Origin of the sequence: Stenotrophomonas sp. SORGH_AS_0282 (genome assembly GCF_030818125.1) — a bacterium.
Taxonomy (GTDB): domain Bacteria; phylum Pseudomonadota; class Gammaproteobacteria; order Xanthomonadales; family Xanthomonadaceae; genus Stenotrophomonas; species Stenotrophomonas rhizophila_A.
On the sequence record NZ_JAUTAB010000001.1, the window covers coordinates 846,237 to 865,855 of the forward strand.

At 67.1% G+C, this 19,619-nt stretch carries 24 protein-coding genes and 1 other RNA gene; 9 read left to right on the forward strand and 16 right to left on the reverse strand.

The window, feature by feature from the left end; all coding sequences use genetic code 11:
* Positions 1-111: 111 nt before the first annotated feature.
* From QE395_RS03650 to QE395_RS03660, 3 genes are all read left to right on the forward strand, one after another.
* A complete protein-coding gene (locus tag QE395_RS03650; protein ID WP_068853913.1) occupies positions 112-675 on the forward strand; it encodes an adenylate kinase in 564 nt (187 codons plus the stop codon).
* Positions 676-1,044: 369 nt separating this feature from the next.
* Positions 1,045-2,409 (forward strand): UDP-N-acetylmuramate:L-alanyl-gamma-D-glutamyl-meso-diaminopimelate ligase, encoded by a 1,365-nt coding sequence (gene mpl, locus QE395_RS03655; protein WP_093533630.1) that lies wholly within the window; start codon positions 1,045-1,047, stop codon positions 2,407-2,409.
* Positions 2,410-2,419: 10 nt separating this feature from the next.
* Positions 2,420-3,031 carry an LON peptidase substrate-binding domain-containing protein gene (locus QE395_RS03660; protein WP_068853912.1) on the forward strand — a complete coding sequence of 204 codons (612 nt, stop codon included), beginning with the start codon at positions 2,420-2,422 and terminating at the stop codon, positions 3,029-3,031.
* Between the two features lie 53 nt (positions 3,032-3,084).
* Here QE395_RS03660 and QE395_RS03665 read toward each other — a convergent pair whose 3' ends face one another.
* On the reverse strand, positions 3,085-5,073 hold the full coding sequence (locus QE395_RS03665; protein WP_093533631.1) for a bifunctional DedA family/phosphatase PAP2 family protein: 1,989 nt from the start codon (positions 5,071-5,073) through the stop codon (positions 3,085-3,087).
* A 56-nt stretch (positions 5,074-5,129) separates the two neighbouring features.
* On the opposite strand from QE395_RS03665, the gene QE395_RS03670 reads away from it, so the two are divergent.
* On the forward strand, positions 5,130-5,792 hold the full coding sequence (locus tag QE395_RS03670; RefSeq protein WP_249833054.1) for a phosphotransferase: 663 nt from the start codon (positions 5,130-5,132) through the stop codon (positions 5,790-5,792).
* Between the two features lie 98 nt (positions 5,793-5,890).
* On the opposite strand, the gene QE395_RS03675 is transcribed toward QE395_RS03670, so the two are convergent.
* Entirely contained in the window at positions 5,891-6,583 is a 693-nt protein-coding gene (locus QE395_RS03675; protein WP_249833053.1) for a hypothetical protein, read from the reverse strand.
* Between the two features lie 86 nt (positions 6,584-6,669).
* Between QE395_RS03675 and QE395_RS03680 the strand changes: the two genes are divergently transcribed.
* Positions 6,670-7,512, forward strand: a complete 843-nt coding sequence (locus tag QE395_RS03680; RefSeq protein WP_306987594.1) for an NAD(P)-dependent oxidoreductase — start codon at positions 6,670-6,672, stop codon at positions 7,510-7,512.
* 193 nt (positions 7,513-7,705) lie between these two features.
* Here QE395_RS03680 and QE395_RS03685 read toward each other — a convergent pair whose 3' ends face one another.
* From QE395_RS03685 to QE395_RS03695, 3 genes are all read right to left on the reverse strand, one after another.
* Positions 7,706-8,083 carry a hypothetical protein gene (locus tag QE395_RS03685; protein ID WP_306987595.1) on the reverse strand — a complete coding sequence of 126 codons (378 nt, stop codon included), beginning with the start codon at positions 8,081-8,083 and terminating at the stop codon, positions 7,706-7,708.
* 490 nt (positions 8,084-8,573) lie between these two features.
* Positions 8,574-8,858: a hypothetical protein gene (locus QE395_RS03690; RefSeq protein WP_306987596.1), complete on the reverse strand. Its 285-nt coding sequence runs from the start codon at positions 8,856-8,858 to the stop codon at positions 8,574-8,576.
* 328 nt (positions 8,859-9,186) lie between these two features.
* Positions 9,187-10,059 carry an ion transporter gene (locus QE395_RS03695; RefSeq protein ID WP_306987597.1) on the reverse strand — a complete coding sequence of 291 codons (873 nt, stop codon included), beginning with the start codon at positions 10,057-10,059 and terminating at the stop codon, positions 9,187-9,189.
* A gap of 74 nt (positions 10,060-10,133) precedes the next feature.
* Here QE395_RS03695 and QE395_RS03700 point away from each other — a divergent pair, with 74 nt between their 5' ends.
* On the forward strand, positions 10,134-11,363 hold the full coding sequence (locus QE395_RS03700) for an acetylornithine transaminase (protein WP_306987598.1): 1,230 nt from the start codon (positions 10,134-10,136) through the stop codon (positions 11,361-11,363).
* A gap of 76 nt (positions 11,364-11,439) precedes the next feature.
* Here QE395_RS03700 and QE395_RS03705 read toward each other — a convergent pair whose 3' ends face one another.
* The gene (locus tag QE395_RS03705) at positions 11,440-12,054 is read right to left on the reverse strand and encodes an HAD-IA family hydrolase (protein WP_306987599.1); all 615 of its coding nucleotides are present in this window, start codon (positions 12,052-12,054) and stop codon (positions 11,440-11,442) included.
* Between the two features lie 143 nt (positions 12,055-12,197).
* Between QE395_RS03705 and azu the strand changes: the two genes are divergently transcribed.
* Positions 12,198-12,626 (forward strand): azurin, encoded by a 429-nt coding sequence (azu, locus tag QE395_RS03710; RefSeq protein ID WP_184127218.1) that lies wholly within the window; start codon positions 12,198-12,200, stop codon positions 12,624-12,626.
* Between the two features lie 25 nt (positions 12,627-12,651).
* On the opposite strand, the gene hemL is transcribed toward azu, so the two are convergent.
* Together hemL and thiE are read right to left on the reverse strand one after the other, a co-directional pair.
* Positions 12,652-13,941 carry a glutamate-1-semialdehyde 2,1-aminomutase gene (gene hemL, locus QE395_RS03715; RefSeq protein ID WP_306987600.1) on the reverse strand — a complete coding sequence of 430 codons (1,290 nt, stop codon included), beginning with the start codon at positions 13,939-13,941 and terminating at the stop codon, positions 12,652-12,654.
* Positions 13,938-14,585 (reverse strand): thiamine phosphate synthase, encoded by a 648-nt coding sequence (gene thiE, locus QE395_RS03720; protein ID WP_306987601.1) that lies wholly within the window; start codon positions 14,583-14,585, stop codon positions 13,938-13,940. Before thiE ends, hemL begins: the two co-directional genes overlap by 4 nt.
* Positions 14,586-14,657: 72 nt before the next feature.
* Here thiE and QE395_RS03725 point away from each other — a divergent pair, with 72 nt between their 5' ends.
* Positions 14,658-14,849, forward strand: coding sequence for a rubredoxin (locus QE395_RS03725; RefSeq protein WP_068853901.1), 192 nt, complete (start codon positions 14,658-14,660; stop codon positions 14,847-14,849).
* A gap of 60 nt (positions 14,850-14,909) precedes the next feature.
* On the opposite strand, the gene QE395_RS03730 is transcribed toward QE395_RS03725, so the two are convergent.
* The 8 genes from QE395_RS03730 to QE395_RS03765 all read right to left on the reverse strand — a co-directional run bounded on the left by QE395_RS03730 (position 14,910) and on the right by QE395_RS03765 (position 18,940).
* On the reverse strand, positions 14,910-15,755 hold the full coding sequence (locus tag QE395_RS03730) for a SirB1 family protein (RefSeq protein WP_068853900.1): 846 nt from the start codon (positions 15,753-15,755) through the stop codon (positions 14,910-14,912).
* An 87-nt stretch (positions 15,756-15,842) separates the two neighbouring features.
* On the reverse strand, positions 15,843-16,298 hold the full coding sequence (locus QE395_RS03735) for a DUF192 domain-containing protein (protein WP_249833047.1): 456 nt from the start codon (positions 16,296-16,298) through the stop codon (positions 15,843-15,845).
* A 47-nt stretch (positions 16,299-16,345) separates the two neighbouring features.
* Positions 16,346-16,993 carry a ribose-5-phosphate isomerase RpiA gene (rpiA, locus tag QE395_RS03740; protein WP_093533643.1) on the reverse strand — a complete coding sequence of 216 codons (648 nt, stop codon included), beginning with the start codon at positions 16,991-16,993 and terminating at the stop codon, positions 16,346-16,348.
* 25 nt (positions 16,994-17,018) lie between these two features.
* Positions 17,019-17,495, reverse strand: a complete 477-nt coding sequence (locus QE395_RS03745) for an EVE domain-containing protein (RefSeq protein WP_306987602.1) — start codon at positions 17,493-17,495, stop codon at positions 17,019-17,021.
* Between the two features lie 8 nt (positions 17,496-17,503).
* Positions 17,504-18,079: a 5-formyltetrahydrofolate cyclo-ligase gene (locus QE395_RS03750; RefSeq protein WP_095363585.1), complete on the reverse strand. Its 576-nt coding sequence runs from the start codon at positions 18,077-18,079 to the stop codon at positions 17,504-17,506.
* Positions 18,080-18,149: 70 nt separating this feature from the next.
* A non-coding RNA gene (ssrS, locus tag QE395_RS03755) (6S RNA) lies at positions 18,150-18,334 on the reverse strand.
* 91 nt (positions 18,335-18,425) lie between these two features.
* A complete protein-coding gene (locus QE395_RS03760) occupies positions 18,426-18,722 on the reverse strand; it encodes a cell division protein ZapA (RefSeq protein ID WP_068853895.1) in 297 nt (98 codons plus the stop codon).
* Positions 18,719-18,940 (reverse strand): TIGR02449 family protein, encoded by a 222-nt coding sequence (locus tag QE395_RS03765; protein WP_068853894.1) that lies wholly within the window; start codon positions 18,938-18,940, stop codon positions 18,719-18,721. The genes QE395_RS03760 and QE395_RS03765 overlap by 4 nt, the downstream gene beginning before the upstream one ends.
* Positions 18,941-19,069: 129 nt before the next feature.
* On the opposite strand from QE395_RS03765, the gene QE395_RS03770 reads away from it, so the two are divergent.
* Complete coding sequence (locus tag QE395_RS03770; RefSeq protein WP_068853893.1) at positions 19,070-19,618, forward strand: UPF0149 family protein; 549 nt, start codon at positions 19,070-19,072, stop codon at positions 19,616-19,618.
* Position 19,619 lies beyond the last annotated feature (1 nt).

The window sequence follows — 19,619 nt, forward strand, 5'->3', positions numbered from 1 at the left end:
TTGCAGGGACATTACCGGTATGAGGTAAAGTGCGCGTATTGCGGTGCAGCGTGATTGTGGGCAATCCCGGGCGCGCGCCCTTCCGTTTTTTACCAAGTTGGAGTCAGGTTGATGCGATTGGTTCTGTTGGGACCGCCCGGTTCGGGCAAGGGGACGCAGGCGACGCGCCTGAAGGAACACCTGAACATTGCGCACATTTCCACCGGTGACCTGCTGCGCGCCGAAGTGGCTGCCGGCACCGAGCTGGGCAAGCAGGCCAAGGCCGTGATGGACGCCGGCAACCTGGTGTCCGATGACATCCTGCTGGGCATGCTGGAATCGCGCCTGGGCCAGGCAGACGTGGCCAATGGCTTCATCCTGGACGGTTACCCGCGCAACGTGGCCCAGGCCAACGCGCTGGACGCCGTGCTGGCCAAGATCGGCCAGCCGCTGGATGCGGTGGTGCAGCTGGATGTGCCGAGCGAACTGCTGGTCGAGCGCATTGCCGGCCGCGCCCAGGAACAGGGCCGCGCCGATGACAATCCCGAATCGGTGCGCAAGCGCCTGCAGGTCTACACCGACCAGACCGCGCCGGTGGTGGATTTCTATGCGGGCCGCGGCACCCTGGCGCGCGTTGATGGCGTTGGCGAGCTTGCCGACGTGGAAGCGCGCATCCAGGCAGCGCTCAAGCGCTGACAACCTACACGCGCACGCCCGGTCCTATCGGAACCGGGCGTGCGGTGTAGAGCGCCAGCGATCGGGCCTGCTCAGGGCCCCACACCATGAGCCCCCCCTGGGGACGGCCTCTTGGGGAGTAGGACCATCGGGGGTAGTGCGGCTGGCGCGCTGAATTGTGTACGTGTTCACAGTACACCGCTATCGGGAATTCCCTGACAGCACGCGTAAAGCCGCGCGCTGTCGTCCCACAGTCTGCTCTGCAAACAGCGGGCCCCATTGTCTGCTTCCATACCCTGGCCGCTGCGCGGCCGCCCCCTGACTCAGGGGGCTACCCCCCAGATGCTTTGCGTCTCCCCTTCAGAGTGGGCTTTGGGCGACAATCGGGTGATGAGCACGATCCACATTCTTGGAATTGCCGGCACCTTCATGGGCGGCGTGGCCGCCCTGGCGCGGGAACTGGGCCATACGGTCCGTGGCAGCGACCAGGCGATCTATCCGCCGATGTCCACCCAGCTGGAACAGCTGGGCATCGCCCTGGACCCGGGCTATCGCGCCGACAGCGTGGCCCGCGATTGCGATGAAGTCGTGGTCGGCAACGCGTTGTCGCGTGGCAACCCGGCCGTGGAAGCGGTGCTGGATGCCGGGCAGCGCTACATCTCCGGCGCGCAGTGGCTGTCCGAACAGGTGCTGCCGGGCCGCGACACGCTGGCCGTGGCCGGTACCCATGGCAAGACCACCACCACCACCATCCTGACCTGGCTGCTGCAGGCCGCCGGCCGTGAGCCGGGCTTCCTGATCGGCGGCGTGGCCGAGGATTTCGGTGTGTCCGCACGGGTGGGGCAGGGCCGCGAGTTCGTGGTGGAGGCCGATGAGTACGACACCGCATTCTTCGACAAGCGCAGCAAGTTCGTGCACTACCGCCCGCTGGTGGCCATCCTCAACAACCTCGAATACGACCACGCCGACATCTTCCCGGACGTGGCCGCGATCCAGCGCCAGTTCCACCACCTGGTGCGCACCGTGCCCGCGCGCGGACGGCTGATCGTCAACGGCGAAGACACCTACCTGGCCGAAGTGCTGGCGATGGGCTGCTGGACGCCGGTGGAACGCTTCGGTTTCGATCCCGGGTTGGAATGGCATGCCGAACTGGTCAATGCCGACGGCAGCGCCTTCATCGTGCACCACCGTGGCGTGGCGCTGGGCGAAGTGCGCTGGTCGCTGCTGGGCCGCCACAACGTGCTCAACGGCCTGGCCGCGTTGGCGGCCGCGCACGCGGTAGGCGTTGCGCCGGCCAGCGTGATCCCGGCATTGGCGCAGTTCCGCAGCGTCAAGCGGCGCATGGAAGTGATCGGCGTGGCCGACGACATCACGGTCTACGACGATTTCGCCCATCATCCCACCGCCATCCGCACCACGCTGGAAGGCCTGCGCGCCAAGATCGGCCAGCGCCGCATCGTGGTCGCAATGGAGCCGCGCAGCAACTCGATGCGGCTGGGCGCACACGCCGATGCGCTGGCACCTTCGCTGGCGCTGGCCGACGCGGTGGTGTTCCTGCACCGGCCGGAACTGGCCTGGGATGCGGCCAGCGTGATCGCCGCCGTGCGCGGCGACGCGCACGCCGTGCCCGATACCGACGCACTGCTGGCACGACTCGGTGACACCGTGCAGCCGGGCGACCACGTGGTGTTCATGTCCAATGGCGGCTTCGACGGCGCGCCGCGCCGCTTCCTGGCCCAGCTGCAGGCGCGGTGATCGGTTGGCCATGACCGATTCCGTTGCCACGCTGCCGCTGTTCCCGCTGCACGCGGTCCTGCTGCCCGGCGCCACGCTGGGCCTGCGCGTGTTCGAGCGCCGCTACCTGGACATGCTGCGCGAGTGCAGCCGCAACAACACCCACTTCGGGGTCTGCCTGATCCTGGACGGTGATGAAGTCGGGGCCCCGGCCACCCCGGCCGCGCACGGGGTGGAAGCGCGCATCGACGATTTCGACATGGGCGACGACGGCGTGCTGGTGCTGCGCCTGCGCGGCCATCGCCGGTTCCATGTACGCCAGGTGCGGGTGCGCGACAACGGCCTGATCATGGCCGAGGTGGAATGGAGCACGCCCGACCACGACGACGAACTGCGCCCGGAACATGCGCTGCTGTCCACCGTGCTGGGCCACATCATCGAACAGGCCGGCACCGCGTTCGCGCCCGCGCATCCGGCGCTGCTGGACCAGGCCGCCTGGGTCGGCTGGCGGCTGGCCGAACTGCTGCCGCTGGAGGAATCGCAGCGCTTGCAGCTGCTGCAGCACGACGACCCGCACGAGCGTCTTGACGCACTGCTGCGCTGGATGCCGGCCAACTCAACGCCGATCGACGAGAACTGGTAACCCGAACCGGGTGACCCCGGCCGGTAGATCACGACCGTTGGTCGTGATCGCCCTCAATACGTCCGCACCCGCAACACCGGCATGCCGGTTTCAGGATGCGTTCCGACCTCCTGCGGCAACCCTTCCAGCGCCTCGCGCACCGCCTTCAGCGACGGATCGATGCCGCGCATCGGCCGCCACATCCCGATCAGGTGGAAGTGCTGGTAGTGCAGCGTCTGCGCGCTGCCCAGCCAAAGCGGCTGGTCGCCCGGCTGCAGCTGGGTAGCGGCCGGCCACAGGCGCAGCGCGAAGATCTCGTTGGGCGCATTGCCCGGGCGCAGCAGCAGCAGCGATTCGACCTGCGTATCCAGCGTGGCCGGCAGCACCGGCACTTCGTCCGGGGTGGCCGATTTGTCCAGCATCAGCAGCGCCTGTTCCCAACCGGCCTGCGGCTGCACGCGCCAGCCCTGGCTTTCCAGGCGCTCGCGCAGCGGCGCCAGCGGCCCGGCCACCTGCACGTCCAGCGGCCAGCGCTGGTCATCATCGAATTCATTGCGGCGCGAAGGCTGGGCGCGCCACTGGCTGCCCCACCAGTCCTGCGCGGCCACATTGGCCGGCGCCGGCTGGGCCGGCTCGAAACGCTCCAGCTTCGCCTCGGTATTGCGCGGCGCATACCACAGCGCGGCCACCGCGAAAGTGCCGTAGAACAGCCACGACACCGGCTTGACCCAGAACGAGCGGTTGAAGCGGCGGCGGTAGGCAATGCCCAGCACCAGCAGCCAGAAGATGCCGAACAGCATCCCGCCGACCACGTCGCTCAGCCAGTGCGCGCCCAGGTACAGCCGCGAGAAGCCGATCAGGCTGACGATGATGCCCGACAGCAGGTACGGCCACACACGGGTGCGGCCGGGCAGCTCGCGCGCGATCAGTACCGCAAAGAAACCGAAGGTGATGGTGGCCATGGTCACCGACACCGACGGGAAGCCGAAGCCGCTGCTCGCCCCCGGCGGACGCACCACGGTCACCGTGGCGCCCAGCAGCTTGGTCAGCGCCAGCCCGAAGGCCAGTGCGGCCAGCCAGTGCGCGGCCGCCATCCAGCGCCGGCGCCAGATCAGGTAGCCCATCGTGACTGCCGTGGCAGGAAGCAGCACCGGCCAGGCACCCAGCGAGGCCAGCGCCGCCATCGGGTAATCAGCCAGCGGATTGCGCAGCGCCAGCATCGCCTGGTGCACGGCCAGGTCCAGGCTGAGCGGTTCGCCGTGGGCCACCACCGCCATCAGCAAGGCGAACCAGCACCAGCCCAGCAACAGCAGCATCAATGCCAGCATTGCCAGCGGGACCGATTCACGGCGCTGCGGATCGAACACCGACACCGAGTAGCGACCCAGGGTGGGGTGGCGCTGCGACCAGCGCAGCAGGCCGGCCAGCCAGCTGTCCATGCGCGCGGCCGACCAGCGGTAGCCGTACAGCACGATCGCCCAGACCACGCCCATCACCACGCCGACCAATGCCAGCACCATCACCAGCCGCCCGGCCACGGCGGCCACTGCGTCGTAGGCCTCGCCCAGCACCCAGCCCGGTGCCAGGAACAGCACCGCCCAGGACAGGCTGGCGATGCCGCTGGCCTGCACATAACGCATGGCCGGCATGTTCATCATGCCGGCGATGGCCGGCACGAACGGACGGATCGCGCCTACGTAGCGCGCCACCAGGATGCTCTTGAAGGCATTGCGGCGGAACATCGTCTCGCCACGGTCGAGCAGCTGCGGATAGCGGCTGAAGGGCCAGAAGCCGCGCAGCCGGTCACCCCAGCGCCGGCCGATCCAATAGCTGATGCCATCGCCGGCGAACGCGCCCAGCGCCGCGCACGCCACGGCGTACGGTCCGGAGATCTGGCCCAGGCCGATGAACACGCCCACGGCGAACAGCAGCGGCAGCGCGGGCACGATGGCGCCAAGCACGATGACGGCATCGCAGAAGGCGATGAGGAAGATGACCGCACCGGCAAGCACGGGGTGAGCTGAGATCCACGCAAGCGTGGCATCGATCCATGACGAGTCCATCGGGGGATTATAGAGGGGCCAAAGTGACTGACTCCCGGCCAGCTAGAATGGCCGGCATGAATCGCCCGCTCCCGCCTGCCGCACACGCCCTCAAGGCCGACAGTTTTGGCCGCATCCTGCTGATGGAGGAGGGCGGCACGCGCTTCGTCCGCCGCGACCTGCTCGCCACCCCGTGGTGGCTGCGGCTGCCGGCGTGGTGGCTGGCCCGGCGTGAAGCCCGCGCGCTGGCGCATCTGGATGGCATGCCCGACACCCCGGCGCTGCTGGCCTGGAACGGCCGCTGGCTGGACCGCAGCTTCATGGCCGGTGACGCGATGTACCAGCGCCCACCGCGTGGCGACGTAGCCTACTTCCGCGCCGCGCGCCGGTTGCTGCAGAAGGTGCACCGCCACGGCATCGCCCACAACGACCTGGCCAAGGAAGCGAACTGGCTGGTGCGCGAAGACGGCAGCCCGGCACTGATCGACTTCCAGCTCGCCGTGATCGGCAACCCGCGCTCGCGCTGGATGCGCCTGCTGGCCCGCGAAGACCTGCGCCACCTGCTCAAGCACAAGCGCATGTACTGCCGCGAGTCACTGACCCCGGTGGAAAAGCGCGTGCTCAAGCGCCACTCGTGGGTACGCGATCTGTGGTTCCGCACCGGCAAGCCGGTGTACCGGTTCGTGACCCGGAAGATTCTGCACTGGGAAGACAACGAAGGGCAGGGGCCGAAGCCATGACCTGGCGCGGCAGGTACCGAAGACGGTCCACGTAGCACTCGCGCGGCTGTGGGGGGAATTCTTCGATTCCCTCTACGGACTGTGATGCACCGACATGCTCACGGTGCCACCGGCACCAGCTGCTGCGAGATGAAATTGCGCTTGGCGTCGAAGTCATAGCCCATCTGCACGCTTCCCAGGTCGGGGCAGGCATGGCAATCGCGCAGTGGCGTGCGGTACAGCAGGCGAACGCCGCCGCCGTCCAGCGGGCCGGTGCCCGCAGCCTGCGCCGGGGCGAACGGTGTCGCCTGCGGATCGGTGGCCAGCAGCGCCTGTACGGCCGGGTCGGCACGCAGCGTGTCGTCCAGCTGCACGTTGTCCACGTCAATGCGCTTGCCGCTGGCATCGATCAGCCGGGTGCCTTCGTTGGTGTTGGCGCGGAACGGGTAGTTGACGGTCGCCACGCCGATGCCATCCTGGTCATGCCAGGCGACCACATGGGCCAGCTCGCCGGCGCTGCTCAGCTGCTCGGCGGCGGTGACGGCATCGTCACTTGCACCACCGGCCAGCATCGCCTTCATCAAGCACTCGCGGGTGGCCGCGGCTTCGCCTTGGCGGCAGGCATTGAGGTCGCCACTCCAGACCACCGCGTTGCTCCAGCGCAGGGTGCCGTTGGCGGGTGATTGGGCGGTGGGGATGCTGGCGGTGCCAGCAGGTGCTGCATCGGGCGCGGAGGCGCCGGGCTCGCGTTGGCAGGCGGTGGCGACCAGGACCACGCCGAGGGCAATGAACAAACAGCGGGAACGGCGCATGGTGAATACCTCGCAGCAGTAACCGGGGCAGTAACTATCGTCAAGGGGCGGTTAATTGCGCGTGGGCGCGGCATACTTGGCCGATCATGAGACCGCAGGAGTTGATCGACGTGGCCAGTCTGCAAGGGAAAACCCTATTCATCACCGGCGCCTCGCGCGGTATCGGCCTGGCAATTGCGTTGCGCGCTGCGCGCGATGGCGCCAACGTGGCGATCGCCGCCAAGTCTGCGGTCCCCAATCCGAAACTCCCGGGCACCATTCATAGCGCCGCCGAAGCGGTCACCGCTGCGGGCGGGCAGGGCCTGGCACTGAAGTCCGACATCCGCGAACAAGACCAGGTGCGCGCGGCGGTGGCCGCCACCGTGGATACCTTTGGTGGCATCGACATCCTGGTCAACAACGCCAGCGCGATCTGGCTGCGCGGCACGCTGGATACGCCGATGAAGCGGTTCGACCTGATGCAGCAGGTCAATTCGCGCGGCAGTTTCCTGTGCGCGCAGGCCTGCCTGCCGCACCTGCTGCAGGCGCCCAACCCGCACATCCTCACCCTGGCGCCGCCGCCGAGCCTGGACCCAAAGTGGTGGGCCCCGCATACCGGTTACACGCTGGCCAAGATGGGCATGAGCTTCGTCACCCTGGGCCTGGCGGCAGAGTTCGGGCCGCAGGGCGTGGCCGTCAACGCGCTGTGGCCGCGCACGGTGATCGCCACTGACGCAATCAACATGATTCCCGGCGTGGACGTGGGCGGCTGCCGCACACCGGAGATCCTGGCCGACGCCGCGCACGCGGTCCTGACCCGCGAGGCGGCAGGTTTCAGCGGCCAGTTCCTGCTGGATGACGAGGTACTGGCCGAAGCCGGTATCACGGACTTGACCGGCTATGCCGTAGATCCGACGCGCCCGCTGATGCCCGATCTGTTCCTGGACTGATCGCGCGTCACGGCGTGCTCCGCTTTGGCTGTCGCCGTCGTCCTGCGCACGTAAAATGCGTGGTGTCACCCCGCGCCCCATGACGGAGGGGCGTCACTTGGATGAGCACGTCTTCACGCGCCCGGGAAAATCCGCGTCGGCTGAGGCATGATTCTGCTGCGTGGCAACCGCGCGCAGCGCGGCGCGATGCCGATCACAAACTGTTGACGAACGCCGTATCCAATTCCCTGCGATGTTCAGCCACATTCTCGAGAACACGAAGATTGTTCTCGGCAGCGATCAGCCCGTTCATCGCCCGCTCTTTGGCCACAGTCGCCACGTGCAGCATCTCATCGCGCGATTCACCAGGTGGGACGGCTTCAAGCACATCACGCTCCCATTGATTTGTGCGGTCGAGCGCGGCCCGCGCGTCCATCACCATGGTCCGCGCCTCAATCACGGCCGAATTGTTCACCGCGATCGGCGCAGCCGCAGAGGGAGCCAAGGCGACCGAGCTCGATTCGACACGCGAACTGGCCAGGGTGCTCGACGAGTACAGGGGCGGCTGGGTGGAAAGATGGGCAGCTTGCATGACTTCGGCGGGTACGTGTCAACGGGCACATAGTGTCCGCTGGAGAGTGGCGACAGCCTTCCAGATTCCGATCATTTTGAATCAAGTCGTGTCGCGCGCCGGCGCAAGGCATGTGGAGATTTTGCTTTCGCACATTCTTTCGGCACACCTCGGTATTTGTAGTGCCACGCCATGCGTGGCAACCGCACGCAGCGCGGCAAAGCGTCCGCAGGCGCAGGATTCAAGTTGCCAACGCGCGTCCGCCGCCTACACATGACGCAGTCGCCTGCCCGACGTCATGACCCCAATACGAAGAGAAGTCACGCAGGGCGAGGCTTTACAGCAGCCAATGCGCGCCTGGGCGATGCTTGCTTGACGCGTCAGCGCGCTCAGCTAAGCAAGACGTGTTTAGATGCGCACGCGCGGTGGTGGAACGACCTGTGTTGAAAACAGATAGCGCGTCAAGAACGCCGAAATCAGTTCACCGCAACAGCCGACATCGCATCGCGTATCAGTCCCGCCTTCTGCTATGGACAATGCCATGAACAAAACTGATGCCGTCAACCGATTTCAGGAAGTCCGGGGAGGCAATGCCCTTCTGGGCCAGATAGTTTCCGAAATGTTTCACCGAAATCTCCTCCTCCCGCGTCAGCCGCCTGTCAGCGCGCGTATCGCAGAACCGTGGGCCGTCGTCCTGGATGAAGACGAAATGTTCGCACCACGAGCGAGGGGTGGATGCCGGCTTGGCTGATGGTGTCGAGAGGTAGTCGAGAAAGGTGGACGACACGTTCTTCAAGTTGATCTGAACGTTCGACCGTCGCGTGTGCGCGTCTCCCAACGTCGCCTGCAATGGTATGGCAAGGGTGCGTGGGCGGGACGCTGGATGGGCAGGGGGATTCTGCGTCGGGAACATAAGGGCGCGCGCGTGAGGATTGACACCGGATTCTCCTCACCCGTACGAGGGAGACCTTCCATATTTCAATCATCCCTCGGCACGTCACCTCGATCCTTCCTCGCGTGTACCCATCAGTAGCGCCGGTCGCTGCCCGGCGATCGCGCGCAGCGAGGAGGACGCCCGTCAGACAAGGTTGTACGGCAACGACAAGGCCACGCAGGGCGTGGCTCTACGTGTTCATCGGCTCCGGCAACCGCTCACCACACTGCCGGCAATGCTTCGCATCCGGCTCATGCCCTTCCAGTCCGCATGCCGGGCACCCGCGCGCATCGCGCTTGGACGCCCGTTCGGCATCGCGCATGGTATTGGCCAGCTCCGCGGTGTAGATGCCGGTGGGCACGGCGATGATGCTGTAGCCGATCAGGATCAGCACCGAGGTCACGAAGCGGCCCAGTACCGTCTGCGGCACGATGTCGCCAAAGCCCACCGTGGCCATCGTCACCACCGCCCAGTACATCGCACTGGGAATGCTGGCGAAGCCATGGTTCGGCCCCTCGATCACGTACATCAGGGTGCCGGCGATGATCGTGATGGTGATCACCGTGAACAGGAACAACAGGATCTTGCGCCGGCTGCGCCACAGCGACTCCATCAGCACGCCGCTTTCTTCGATGTAGCGGGTCAGCTTGAGGATGCGGAACACGCGCAGGATGCGCAGCGCACGCACCACCAGCAGGCTCTGCGCACCGGGAATGAACAGCGACAGGTAGGTAGGCAGGATCGAGGCCAGGTCGATGATGCCCCAGATGCTGAAGGCGTAGCGCAGCGGCCGCTTCACCACCACCAGCCGCAGCAGGTATTCGGCGGTGAACAGGATCGTGAACCCCCACTCGACCACGTACAGCCAGCTGGCGTGCTCGATGTGGAAACGCTGCACGCTGTCGAACATCACCACCAGCACGCTGGCGATGATGGCGTAGACCAGCAGCAGGTCGAAATTGCGCGACGGCCGGGTGTCGTGGCGGTAGATGATGTCGAACCAGGTCCGGCGCCAGCCGGAGTCGGTGGCGGGGTTCAGCTGGGGGGCGCGCAGGGGGTGCATGGGCCGCATTGTGCCCCAGCCGGTGGAGGGGGAGAATGGACCCCCTTCCCGGACCCCTCGGACCCCTGACCGCCATGACCGCTGCTGCCCCCGATCCGCTCCTGTCCCTGTCGCATTACTACCTGCCGGTGTACAAGCCGCGCCAGGTGGTGCTCGAACGCGGCCAGGGCGCCCGCGTCTGGGACAACCAGGGCCGTGAGTTCATCGACCTGGCCGCCGGCATTGCCGTGTGCGGCCTGGGCCACAACGATCCGGACCTGAAGGCCGCGCTGATCGAGCAGGCCGGCAAGCTGTGGCACACCAGCAACGTGTTCTACAGCGAACCGCCGCTGCGCCTGGCCGAGGAGCTGGTCACCGCCTCGCGCTTCGCCGAGCGCGTGTTCCTGTGCAATTCCGGCGCCGAAGCCAACGAAGTGGCGATCAAACTGGTGCGCAAGTGGGCCTCCTCGCAGGGCCGTCCGGCGCACCAGCGCGTCATCGTGACCTTCCGCGGCAGCTTCCATGGCCGCACCCTGGCCGCGGTGACCGCTACCGCACAGCCGAAGTACCAGGAAGGCTACGAGCCGCTGCCCGGTGGCTTCCGCTATGTGGACTTCAACGATGAAGTGCAGCTGGAAACGGCGATGGCCGCCGGCGACGTCGCTGCGGTGATGCTGGAGCCGATCCAGGGCGAAGGCGGGGTGATGCCGGCCAAGCCGGGCTTCATGAAGCGCATCCGCGAGCTGTGCGACCAGCACAACGCGCTGATGGTGCTTGATGAGATCCAGGTCGGCATGGGCCGCACCGGTACCCTGTTCGCGCACTGGCAGGACGAGATCAAGCCGGACATCGTGACCCTGGCCAAGGCGCTGGGTGGCGGTTTCCCGATCGGCGCGATGCTGGCGGGGCCGAAGGTGGCCGAGACCATGCAATTCGGTGCGCACGGCACCACTTTCGGCGGCAACCCGCTGGCGGCGGCGGTGGCGCGCGTGGCGCTGCGTAAATTGTCGTCGCCGGAGATCGCACGCAACGTGAGCCGTCAGTCGCAGGCGCTGCGCGATGGGCTGGGGAAGATCAATGACGAGTTCAAGGTGTTCAGCCAGGTGCGCGGCCGCGGCCTGATGCTGGGCGCGGTGCTGGACAAGGATTTCGCCGGGCAGGCCGGGGCGATCCTGGACCATGCTGCCGAGCATGGGTTGCTGACGCTGCAGGCGGGGCCGGATGTGCTGCGGTTCGTGCCGGCGTTGAACATCAGCGATGAAGAGATTGCCGAAGGTCTGAAGCGGTTGCGGGCTGCGGTGCAGTCGTTCGTCGCGTCGCGTTGAGGAGGGGCCGCTGACTGATGGTAGCCGACTAAGAGCAGCCGACTAACAGTCGGCTCTACACGTCGGCTGCCCTGCATCAGGCGTTGATGCCGAACCGGTGCATCAGCTTGCCGAAACTACGGCTGTCGTTCGCGGTATCGGCTTGCAGCCCGGCCAGGCGGGCGCCGCGGACGTTGACGAACAGATCGTCGACGAACAGGGTGCGGGTGGGACGTGCGTCGAGCCGTTCCACCGCTTTCAGGAACACCGCCGGGTCGGGTTTGCGCCCGCCCAGTTCGCCACTGCACAGGATGCGCCCTTCCAGCATCGGCGCCAGCGTAGGCAGGATGCGTGGAATGGTGTGCGCCATCAGTGCGCCGTTGTTGGTGAGGATGGCGATCGGCATCGCCTGCGCGATGCGCTGCACGCGCTCGACCACGCCGGTCTGCGGCGGCGAGGCGGCAATGCGCGCGTCCTGCCATTGGGCGAGGCTGATGGTCACGCCGAGTGCATCGCCCAGTTGCTGCAGGTAGCGCGCGCTGTCCAGCCCCAGATCGAACTGCTGTTCCAGTCCGCTGTCGAACAGTGCCGCGTGCACCTGTGCGGGCGTGCATCCGCAGGACTCGGCCAGGTGGCGCACGCGCAGGTGCCGCGCGTAGTTGACCAGCACGCCATCGAAATCCAGCAGCAGGCAGTCCAGGGCAACCGGCATGTTCCACTCATGTAAGAAGGGACAGCCGACGTTACCGCACTGTCGGGGTCCGCTGCGACATCCCGTCGCACCACGCCCTTGGTGGAGCTGCCTAGAATTGCAGTGACTGAAGGATGGAGAACGCCGTGAAACTGTTTGTCCCCATGATCCTGGCAGGGTTGGCGTTGGCGCCCGTCGCGCAGGCGCGCGTGTGTGCGGTCAGCATCGACAGCACCGACCAGATGAGCTTCAGCAGCAAGGAGATCAAGGTGGCCGGCGATTGCAGCCAGGTGAAGCTGACCCTGCGCCACACCGGCAAGCTGGCGGCTACGGCGATGGGGCACAACTGGGTGCTGACCAAGGCGGCGGACTACCAGCCCGTGGCGATGGCCGGCATGCGGATGACGCTGGCCGACAGCTACCTGCCGAAGCAGGATCCGCGTGTGCTGGCACATACGGCGGTGATCGGCGGCGGGCAGAGCACCAGCGTGACCTTCCCTACCGCAGCATTGCGCAAGGGCGGCGACTACACGTTCTTCTGCTCGTTCCCCGGGCATTTTGCGATGATGAAAGGCAGGTTTGTGTTCGGCTGATGCCGAACACAAACCTCCGGGCTGCTCAGCCCTTGGCGACCTTGAACGCCTCGCGCGCGGCGTCAATCGTTGCGTCGATGATGCTGTCATCGTGCGCGCTGGACAGGAAGCCGGCCTCATACGCCGACGGGGCCAGGAACACCCCGCGCTCGAGCATCGCGTGGAAGAAGCGGTTGAACGCGGCGGTATCGCAGGCCGTGGCCTGGGCGTAGGTTTCCACCTTCTGGTCGGTGAAGAACAGCCCGAACATCGCGCCCACCTGGTTGGTGGTGACCGCGACGCCCGCTTCCGCCGCCGCAGCTTCCAGCCCGGCGCACAGGCGCGCGCTGGCCGCCGACAGGCGGTCGTGGAAGCCCGGTTCCTGCACCAGTTCCAGCATCGCCAGGCCCGCGGCCATGGCCACCGGATTGCCGCTCAGCGTGCCGGCCTGGTAGATCGGGCCGGCCGGGGCGATCTGCGACATCAGCTCGCGGCGGCCGCCGTAGGCACCCACCGGCATGCCGCCGCCGATGATCTTGCCGAAGGTGGTCAGGTCCGGGGTGATGCCGTAATGCGCCTGCGCGCCGCCCAGCGCCACGCGGAAGCCGGTCATCACTTCATCGAAGATCAGCACCGTGCCGTACTGCGTGCACAGCGCGCGCAGGTGCTGCAGGTAGCCGTCGCGCGGCGGAATGCAGTTGGCGTTGCCTACGACCGGTTCGATGATCAGGCCGGCGATGTCCGCGCCCTGCTCGGCGAACAGCGCGGTGGCCGCCTCGAAATCGTTGTAGGGCAGGGTCAGGGTGAGTTCGCTCAGGCCGGCCGGCACGCCCGGCGAGGTCGGCACGCCCAGGGTCAGCATGCCGCTGCCGGCCTTGACCAGGAACGAGTCGCCGTGGCCGTGGTAGCAGCCTTCGAACTTCACGATGCGGCTGCGGCCAGTAGCGCCGCGCGCCAGCCGGATCGCCGACAGGGTGGCTTCGGTACCCGAATTGACCATGCGCACCATCTCGCACGACGGCACCAGCCGGGTCAGCGTTTCAGCCATGGTCACTTCGGCCGCGCACGGCGCGCCGAACGACAGGCCGTTGTTGATCGCGTGCTTGACCGCCTGGCGCACCGCGCTGTGGTTGTGGCCGACGATCATCGGGCCCCACGAGCCCACGTAGTCGATGTAACGGTTGCCGTCGACGTCGTACAGGTACGGGCCGTCGGCGCGCTCGACGAAGAACGGCTCGCCGCCCACCGACTTGAACGCGCGCACCGGCGAATTGACGCCGCCCGGAAGCAGTTCCTGGGCGCGGGTGAACAGGGCGTGGGACTGGTCGTGCTTCATGCGGAAGGGTCCTGGAAACAAGCAAGGTAAGCGTGCAGGGTGGCCACCGGGTCGTTGGCGGCGAAGACGCTGCTGACCACGGCCACCAGATCGGCGCCGGCGGCGATGATCGGGGCCACATTGTCCGGCGTCAGCCCCCCGATCGCCACCCGCGGCACCCCGAGTGCCGCGCTTTGCCGCAGCAGGTCCGGGTGCGCGCGGCTGCTGGTGACCTTGGTGGTGGTCGGGAAGAAGGCGCCAAAGGCCACGTAGCTGGCCCCGGCGGCCAGCGCCCGCTCGGCGTTGGCCAGCTGGTCGTAGCAGGAGGCGCCGATGATGGCGGCTGGGCCGAGCAGGGCGCGCGCGGCGCCGATGTCGCCATCGGTGCCGCCCAGGTGCACGCCGGCCGCGCCGACCTCCAGGGCCAGGGCCGGGTCATCGTTGATGATCAGCGGCACGCCGCGCGCGGCGCACAGGTCCTGCAGGGCCTGTGCCTGCTCGCGGCGCAGCGCGTCGCTGGCGGTCTTGTTGCGGTACTGCAGCCAGGTGGGGCCGGCCGCCAGCAGCGGCGCCACGCGGGCCAGCAGGCGGGCGGTATCGGCGTCGTCGGGGGTGATCAGGTACACGCCGCGCGCGGGCGCGGCCGGGGAAGCAGGGAGCGTCATCGATGGCTACCGGTAGAACGGCGGGAGTGGGACAATGGCCTATGACCGTACTGCCCAACGCCTGATTATCCGATGACCGACGCCACCGCCACCACCTTCCGCACCTGGATGTGCGTTGTCTGCGGCTTCATCTACAGGGAAGTCGATGGCCTGCCCGAAGAGGGCATCGCCCCGGGCACCGCGTGGGAAGACGTGCCCGACACCTGGACCTGCCCCGATTGCGGCGTGACCAAGGACGATTTCGAGATGGTCGAGATCGATTGACCGGTAGCGTTAGCGGGTAGAGCCGACTGACAGTCGGCTCTACCGCCGGGCGTCCCAGGTTCAATGCAGCCGCGGTACCCGGCCACCCATCTCCACCAGTTTCTCGCGAACCCACTGCGCATCATTGGCCTGGCCGTTGCGCTGCAGGTACAGCGCCAGGTCCTGGCGCGCGCCGGCCTGGTAATCCAGCTGCAGGTAGGCCAGGCCGCGGTCACGCAGGGCATCGTCCTGTTCCGGGGCGAGCTTCAGCAGGCGGTCGGCACTGCGCGCGGCGCGGTCCCACTCGCTGCGCTCCACATATACGCCGTGCAGGTTGCGCAGCATCCGCATCAGGATCGCCCGCGCCGGGGCCGCATCCAGGATCTGCGCCAGCACGCTGTCATCGGGCACTTCGCCGCCCAGGTGCGAGCGCGCGCGTTCGCGCAGCTCCTCCACGTCCAGCGGCCGCCCGCCGTTGAACGGGTCCATGACCAGCATGCCGTCGTCCACCGGCAGCCGCACGAGGAAATGGCCGGGGAAGGACACGCCGTCCAGCGGAATGCCCAACCGCCGCGCCACTTCCATCTGCACCATGGCCAGGGAAATCGGGTTGCCCAGCCGGCGTTCGAATACCTGGTTGAGGTAGCTGTTACGGGGGTCGTAATACTCGCCATGGTCGCCGCCATAGCCGAGTTCATCGAACAGGTGGCGATTGACCGCCGCGATCTTGAGCGGCCAATGCTCGATTGTGTCCACCTCGGTGCGCAGGTGGTCGGCGTGGCTCTGCACCAGCGCGTCATAGACCTGCGGGTCCAGGTCGGGGTATTCGTCGCGGGCGATCAGCAGCGCCGTGGGCAACAGCGGCAGCGCCTCGTCGTCCAGTTCGGCCAGGGAGTCCCACGCCGGCAATGTCATTGGCGCCTGCATGGACACAGACTGGCGACAAACCCGGCCCGATTCAAGCGGGATCGCGTGAAAACTCCGGGACTGGCGGGGCGTGCCCGCCAGCCCGGTTCAGGGCTTGTCGGCGATACCCGGGCCGAAGGTCAGCACCGCGCCATCCTGCAGGCCCAGCTTCTCGGCCTGGCCGGCGTTGAGTTCCAGCACGTAGCGGGCCGGGCCGCTGCTGGGATAGGGCGGGCAGCGGTCGCCGGCCGAACACGGCGGCACATCGCGCTGCTGGCTCACCAGGCGGCGCTGATCATCGAAATACAGGATGTCCAGCGCGATCTTGGTGTTCTTCATCCAGTACGCCTGCAGCTCCTGGCGGTCGTGCACGAACAGCATGCCGTGGTCGGCGGGCATCTCGTCGCGGAACATCAGGCCGCGCGTGCGGCTTTCATCGTTGGTGGCCAGTTCCACCTGGTAGCGGGCCCCGCCCAGTTCCACCCAATGGCTGGCACCGGCGCTGGCACAGCCGGACAACGTGAGCAGCATCAGCAGCGGCAGCAGCAGGCGCATGAAGGGCATGGGCGATCCTCGCAGAAGAGCCGGCACGGGCGTGCCGACGGTGGATATCAGAACACCATCGGCGGTTCACCGCCAACAATCACCACATCGGCCGGGCGGCGCGCGAACAGGCCCACGGCGACCACGCCGGGCAGCTGGTTGAGCTCGCGCTCCAGCGCCACCGGGTCGGTGATCTGCAGGTGGTGGATGTCCAGGATCTGGTTGCCATTGTCGGTCACCACGCCTTCGCGCCAGGCCGGCTGGCCGCCGGTCATGTCCATGATGCGGCGGGCGATCAGGCTGCGCGCCATCGGGATCACCTCCACCGGCAGCGGGAATCTGCCCAGCACCGGCACCTGCTTGCTCGGGTCGATGATGCACACGAAGCGCTCGCTGGCCTCGGCGATGATCTTCTCGCGGGTCAGCGCGGCGCCACCGCCCTTGATCAGGCACTTGTTGCCGTCGCACTCGTCGGCGCCGTCCACGTACAGCGACAGGCCGCCGGTGTGGTTGAGTTCCAGCACCTCGATGCCGTGCTGCTTCAGGCGCGCGGTGCTCTGCTCGGAGCTGGATACGGTGCCCTTGATGCGGTGCTGGATGCGGGCCAGGCCGTCGATGAAGTAGGCAACGGTGGAGCCGGTGCCGACCCCGACGATCATGCCGTCTTCGACGTATTCGAGGGCTTTTTCTGCGGCGAGGCGTTTGGCTTCGGACATGGCGGGAAACTCGTGAAGGAAAAGGTCAGTGTTTTTCGAGCGACAGCAGCAGCTTCCACTGCGCGGCGGTCACCGGCAGGATCGACAGGCGGTTGCCGCGCGCGATCAGGGGGAACCCTTCGCCCAGCGCGTCGGCATGCAGCTTGATCTCGTCCAGCGAAATGGTGTTGCGCAGCTTGCGCTCGAAGGCCACGTCCACCAGCAGCCAGCGTGGCGTTTCGCGGGTGGCCTTGGGATCGTAATAGTCCGATTTCGGATCGAACTGGGTGTCGTCCGGATACGCCTCGGTGGCGACCGTGGCGATTCCCACGATGCCGGGCACCTTGGTGTTGGAGTGGTAGAACAGGATGCCGTCGCCGACCTTCATGCCATCGCGCATGAAGTTGCGCGCTTGGTAGTTGCGCACGCCGTTCCAGGGTTCCTTGCCCACGCGCTTGAGGTCATCGATGGAAAAGGCGTCCGGTTCGGACTTCATCAGCCAGTAGCGCTTGCGTGCGGTCATGCGTCGTTCTATCGGGGAAGGTACGTGGTGGTGTCGGTACAGATCGCATCCACGCCGACGTCCCACGGCTGCACGGGCAGGTCATCGACCTGCTGCACCGAAAAACCGACGCCGGCCAGCCACGGCGGGGCCGGGCGCTGGTTGCGGAATGCGAAGCTGCGATCATACCAGCCGCCTCCCATGCCCAGCCGCCGGCATTGCGCGTCGAAGCCCACCAGCGGGGCTACCACCAGCGTCATCTGGTCCGGCGCGAGGGTGTCGCCTACGGCGATGTCGGGTTCTGGAATGCCGAAGCGGTTGCTGGTCAGCGGCTGGCCCGGGCGCCACGGCGCGAAGCGCAGCGTGTCGCCGGCCAGCACGGGCAGGCAGTAGGTGGCGGTGTCGGGCAGACGCATCTGCCAGCGGTGCAGCGCGATTTCGCCATCCAGTGCCCAGTACCCGGCCACGAAGCCGTGGGTGGGCGCGAAGGGCAATGCAAGCAGGGCATCGGCTAGCAGTTCGGCGGCGGCCAGGCGCTGCGCGGCGGGAATGTCTCGGCGGCGTTGGCGCAGCTGCTGGCGCAGTGCGGAGCGCGGGTCGGTCATGCCTGGGTCCGTTGAGGCCGGATAAAACAAGAGCGACGTTCCAGTGGAACGTCGCTCTTGCAGGAATACTGCATTCTCCGCGGTGACGATGCGTGCGAAACGACCTTGAACCCGGGGTTCAAGTGGGTACGCTGGGCCTCCATTGGGCTTCCCGCTACAAGGCGGACCTGCACTCCCGGCGACGTCGCGCACCCGTGGTCGTAATTAAGGGACAAGGCGAATGTTTGCACACGCCGTCGTTCACAGCAGAGAACGCATGGCCATTATAGCCAACCGGACCGGATCGGATACCCCGTTCGTCGGTCCAATTACGTGCCAATTCAGAACAATGAAAAACGCGTGCAGTTCAGCCCGCGTCGAGGGCCCGGTCCAACCGCCTGTTCAGATCCGCCAGCGTCTGCTGCAGGGCCACGCCTTGGCGCGCATGGTCGTCGCGCAGCTGCTGCAGTTCATGCGCCAGGTTCAGCGCGGCCAGCACCGCGACGCGGTCCACGGCGGCCATGCGGTTGCTGCCGCGGATCTCGCGCATCTTGGCGTCCAGCAGCCGCGCGGCGGCGGTGAGGCTTTCGCGCTCTTCGGCGCCCACGCCCACGGTGTATTCGCGGTCCAGGATGCGGACACTGACCGGTTCGGTCTGGCTCATGTGTGCTGCTCCAGGCTTTTGAGCCGGGTGATCATCGCTTCCACCCGCGAGCGCGCCTGCTCGTTCTTGGCCAGCAGCTGCGAGCGCTCGTTGACCAGCTGTTCCTGCTGGTGGCGCAGGCTGCGGTTTTCCTCGGCCAGGCGCTGGTTGCGGTCCAGCAACGCCTCCACCCGGGCGGCAAAGGCCTGCAATTGGGCGATGGCATCGGCGGGTTCCATGTCCGGCACGATAGGCAAGCGGGGTGGAGCCGGTCAAGCTAATAATGACAAGGGGCGGATTGATACACTGTGACGCTGCCAACCCAGGGTTGCCGGCGGCGCCGCCGACCCATCAGATCGAGCCCCAAGATGACCGAACTTCCGAGTGTCAACGACGTAAACCAGGCCAGCCAGGCGGCCGGCCTGGGCGCTACTGCCGCGGAGCTCCACGGAGGCCTGTGCGGCTGGCTGGCGGCCGGCGGCGCGCCGGTGCCCGAGTGGCCGGCCCGTGTGCTGGCCGACGACAACCTGCCCACCCCGACCGCAGGCGATGCGCTGGACCGGCTGCTGGGTGCCAGCGTGGCGCAGCTGGAGGACCGGGATTTCGCCTTCGAGCTGCTGCTCAGCGACAGCGATGACACCGCCGCGCAGGCCGATGCGCTGTTCACCTGGGCGCGTGCGTTCCTGGGCGGCTTCGGCCTGGGTGCGGGCCAGCAGCGTCCCACCCTGTCCGAAGAAGGCGAAGAGGCGCTCAACGACCTGGCCAAGCTGGCCCAGGCCTCGAGCGAGGATTTTGAAAGCGGCAACGATGACGACGAGGACGCGCTCGCCGAAATCGAAGAGTTCATCCGCGTGGCGGTGCTGATCCTGCACGGTGACTGCGTGATGGCCGTGCGCCACCGGCAGCGCCTGAACTGAG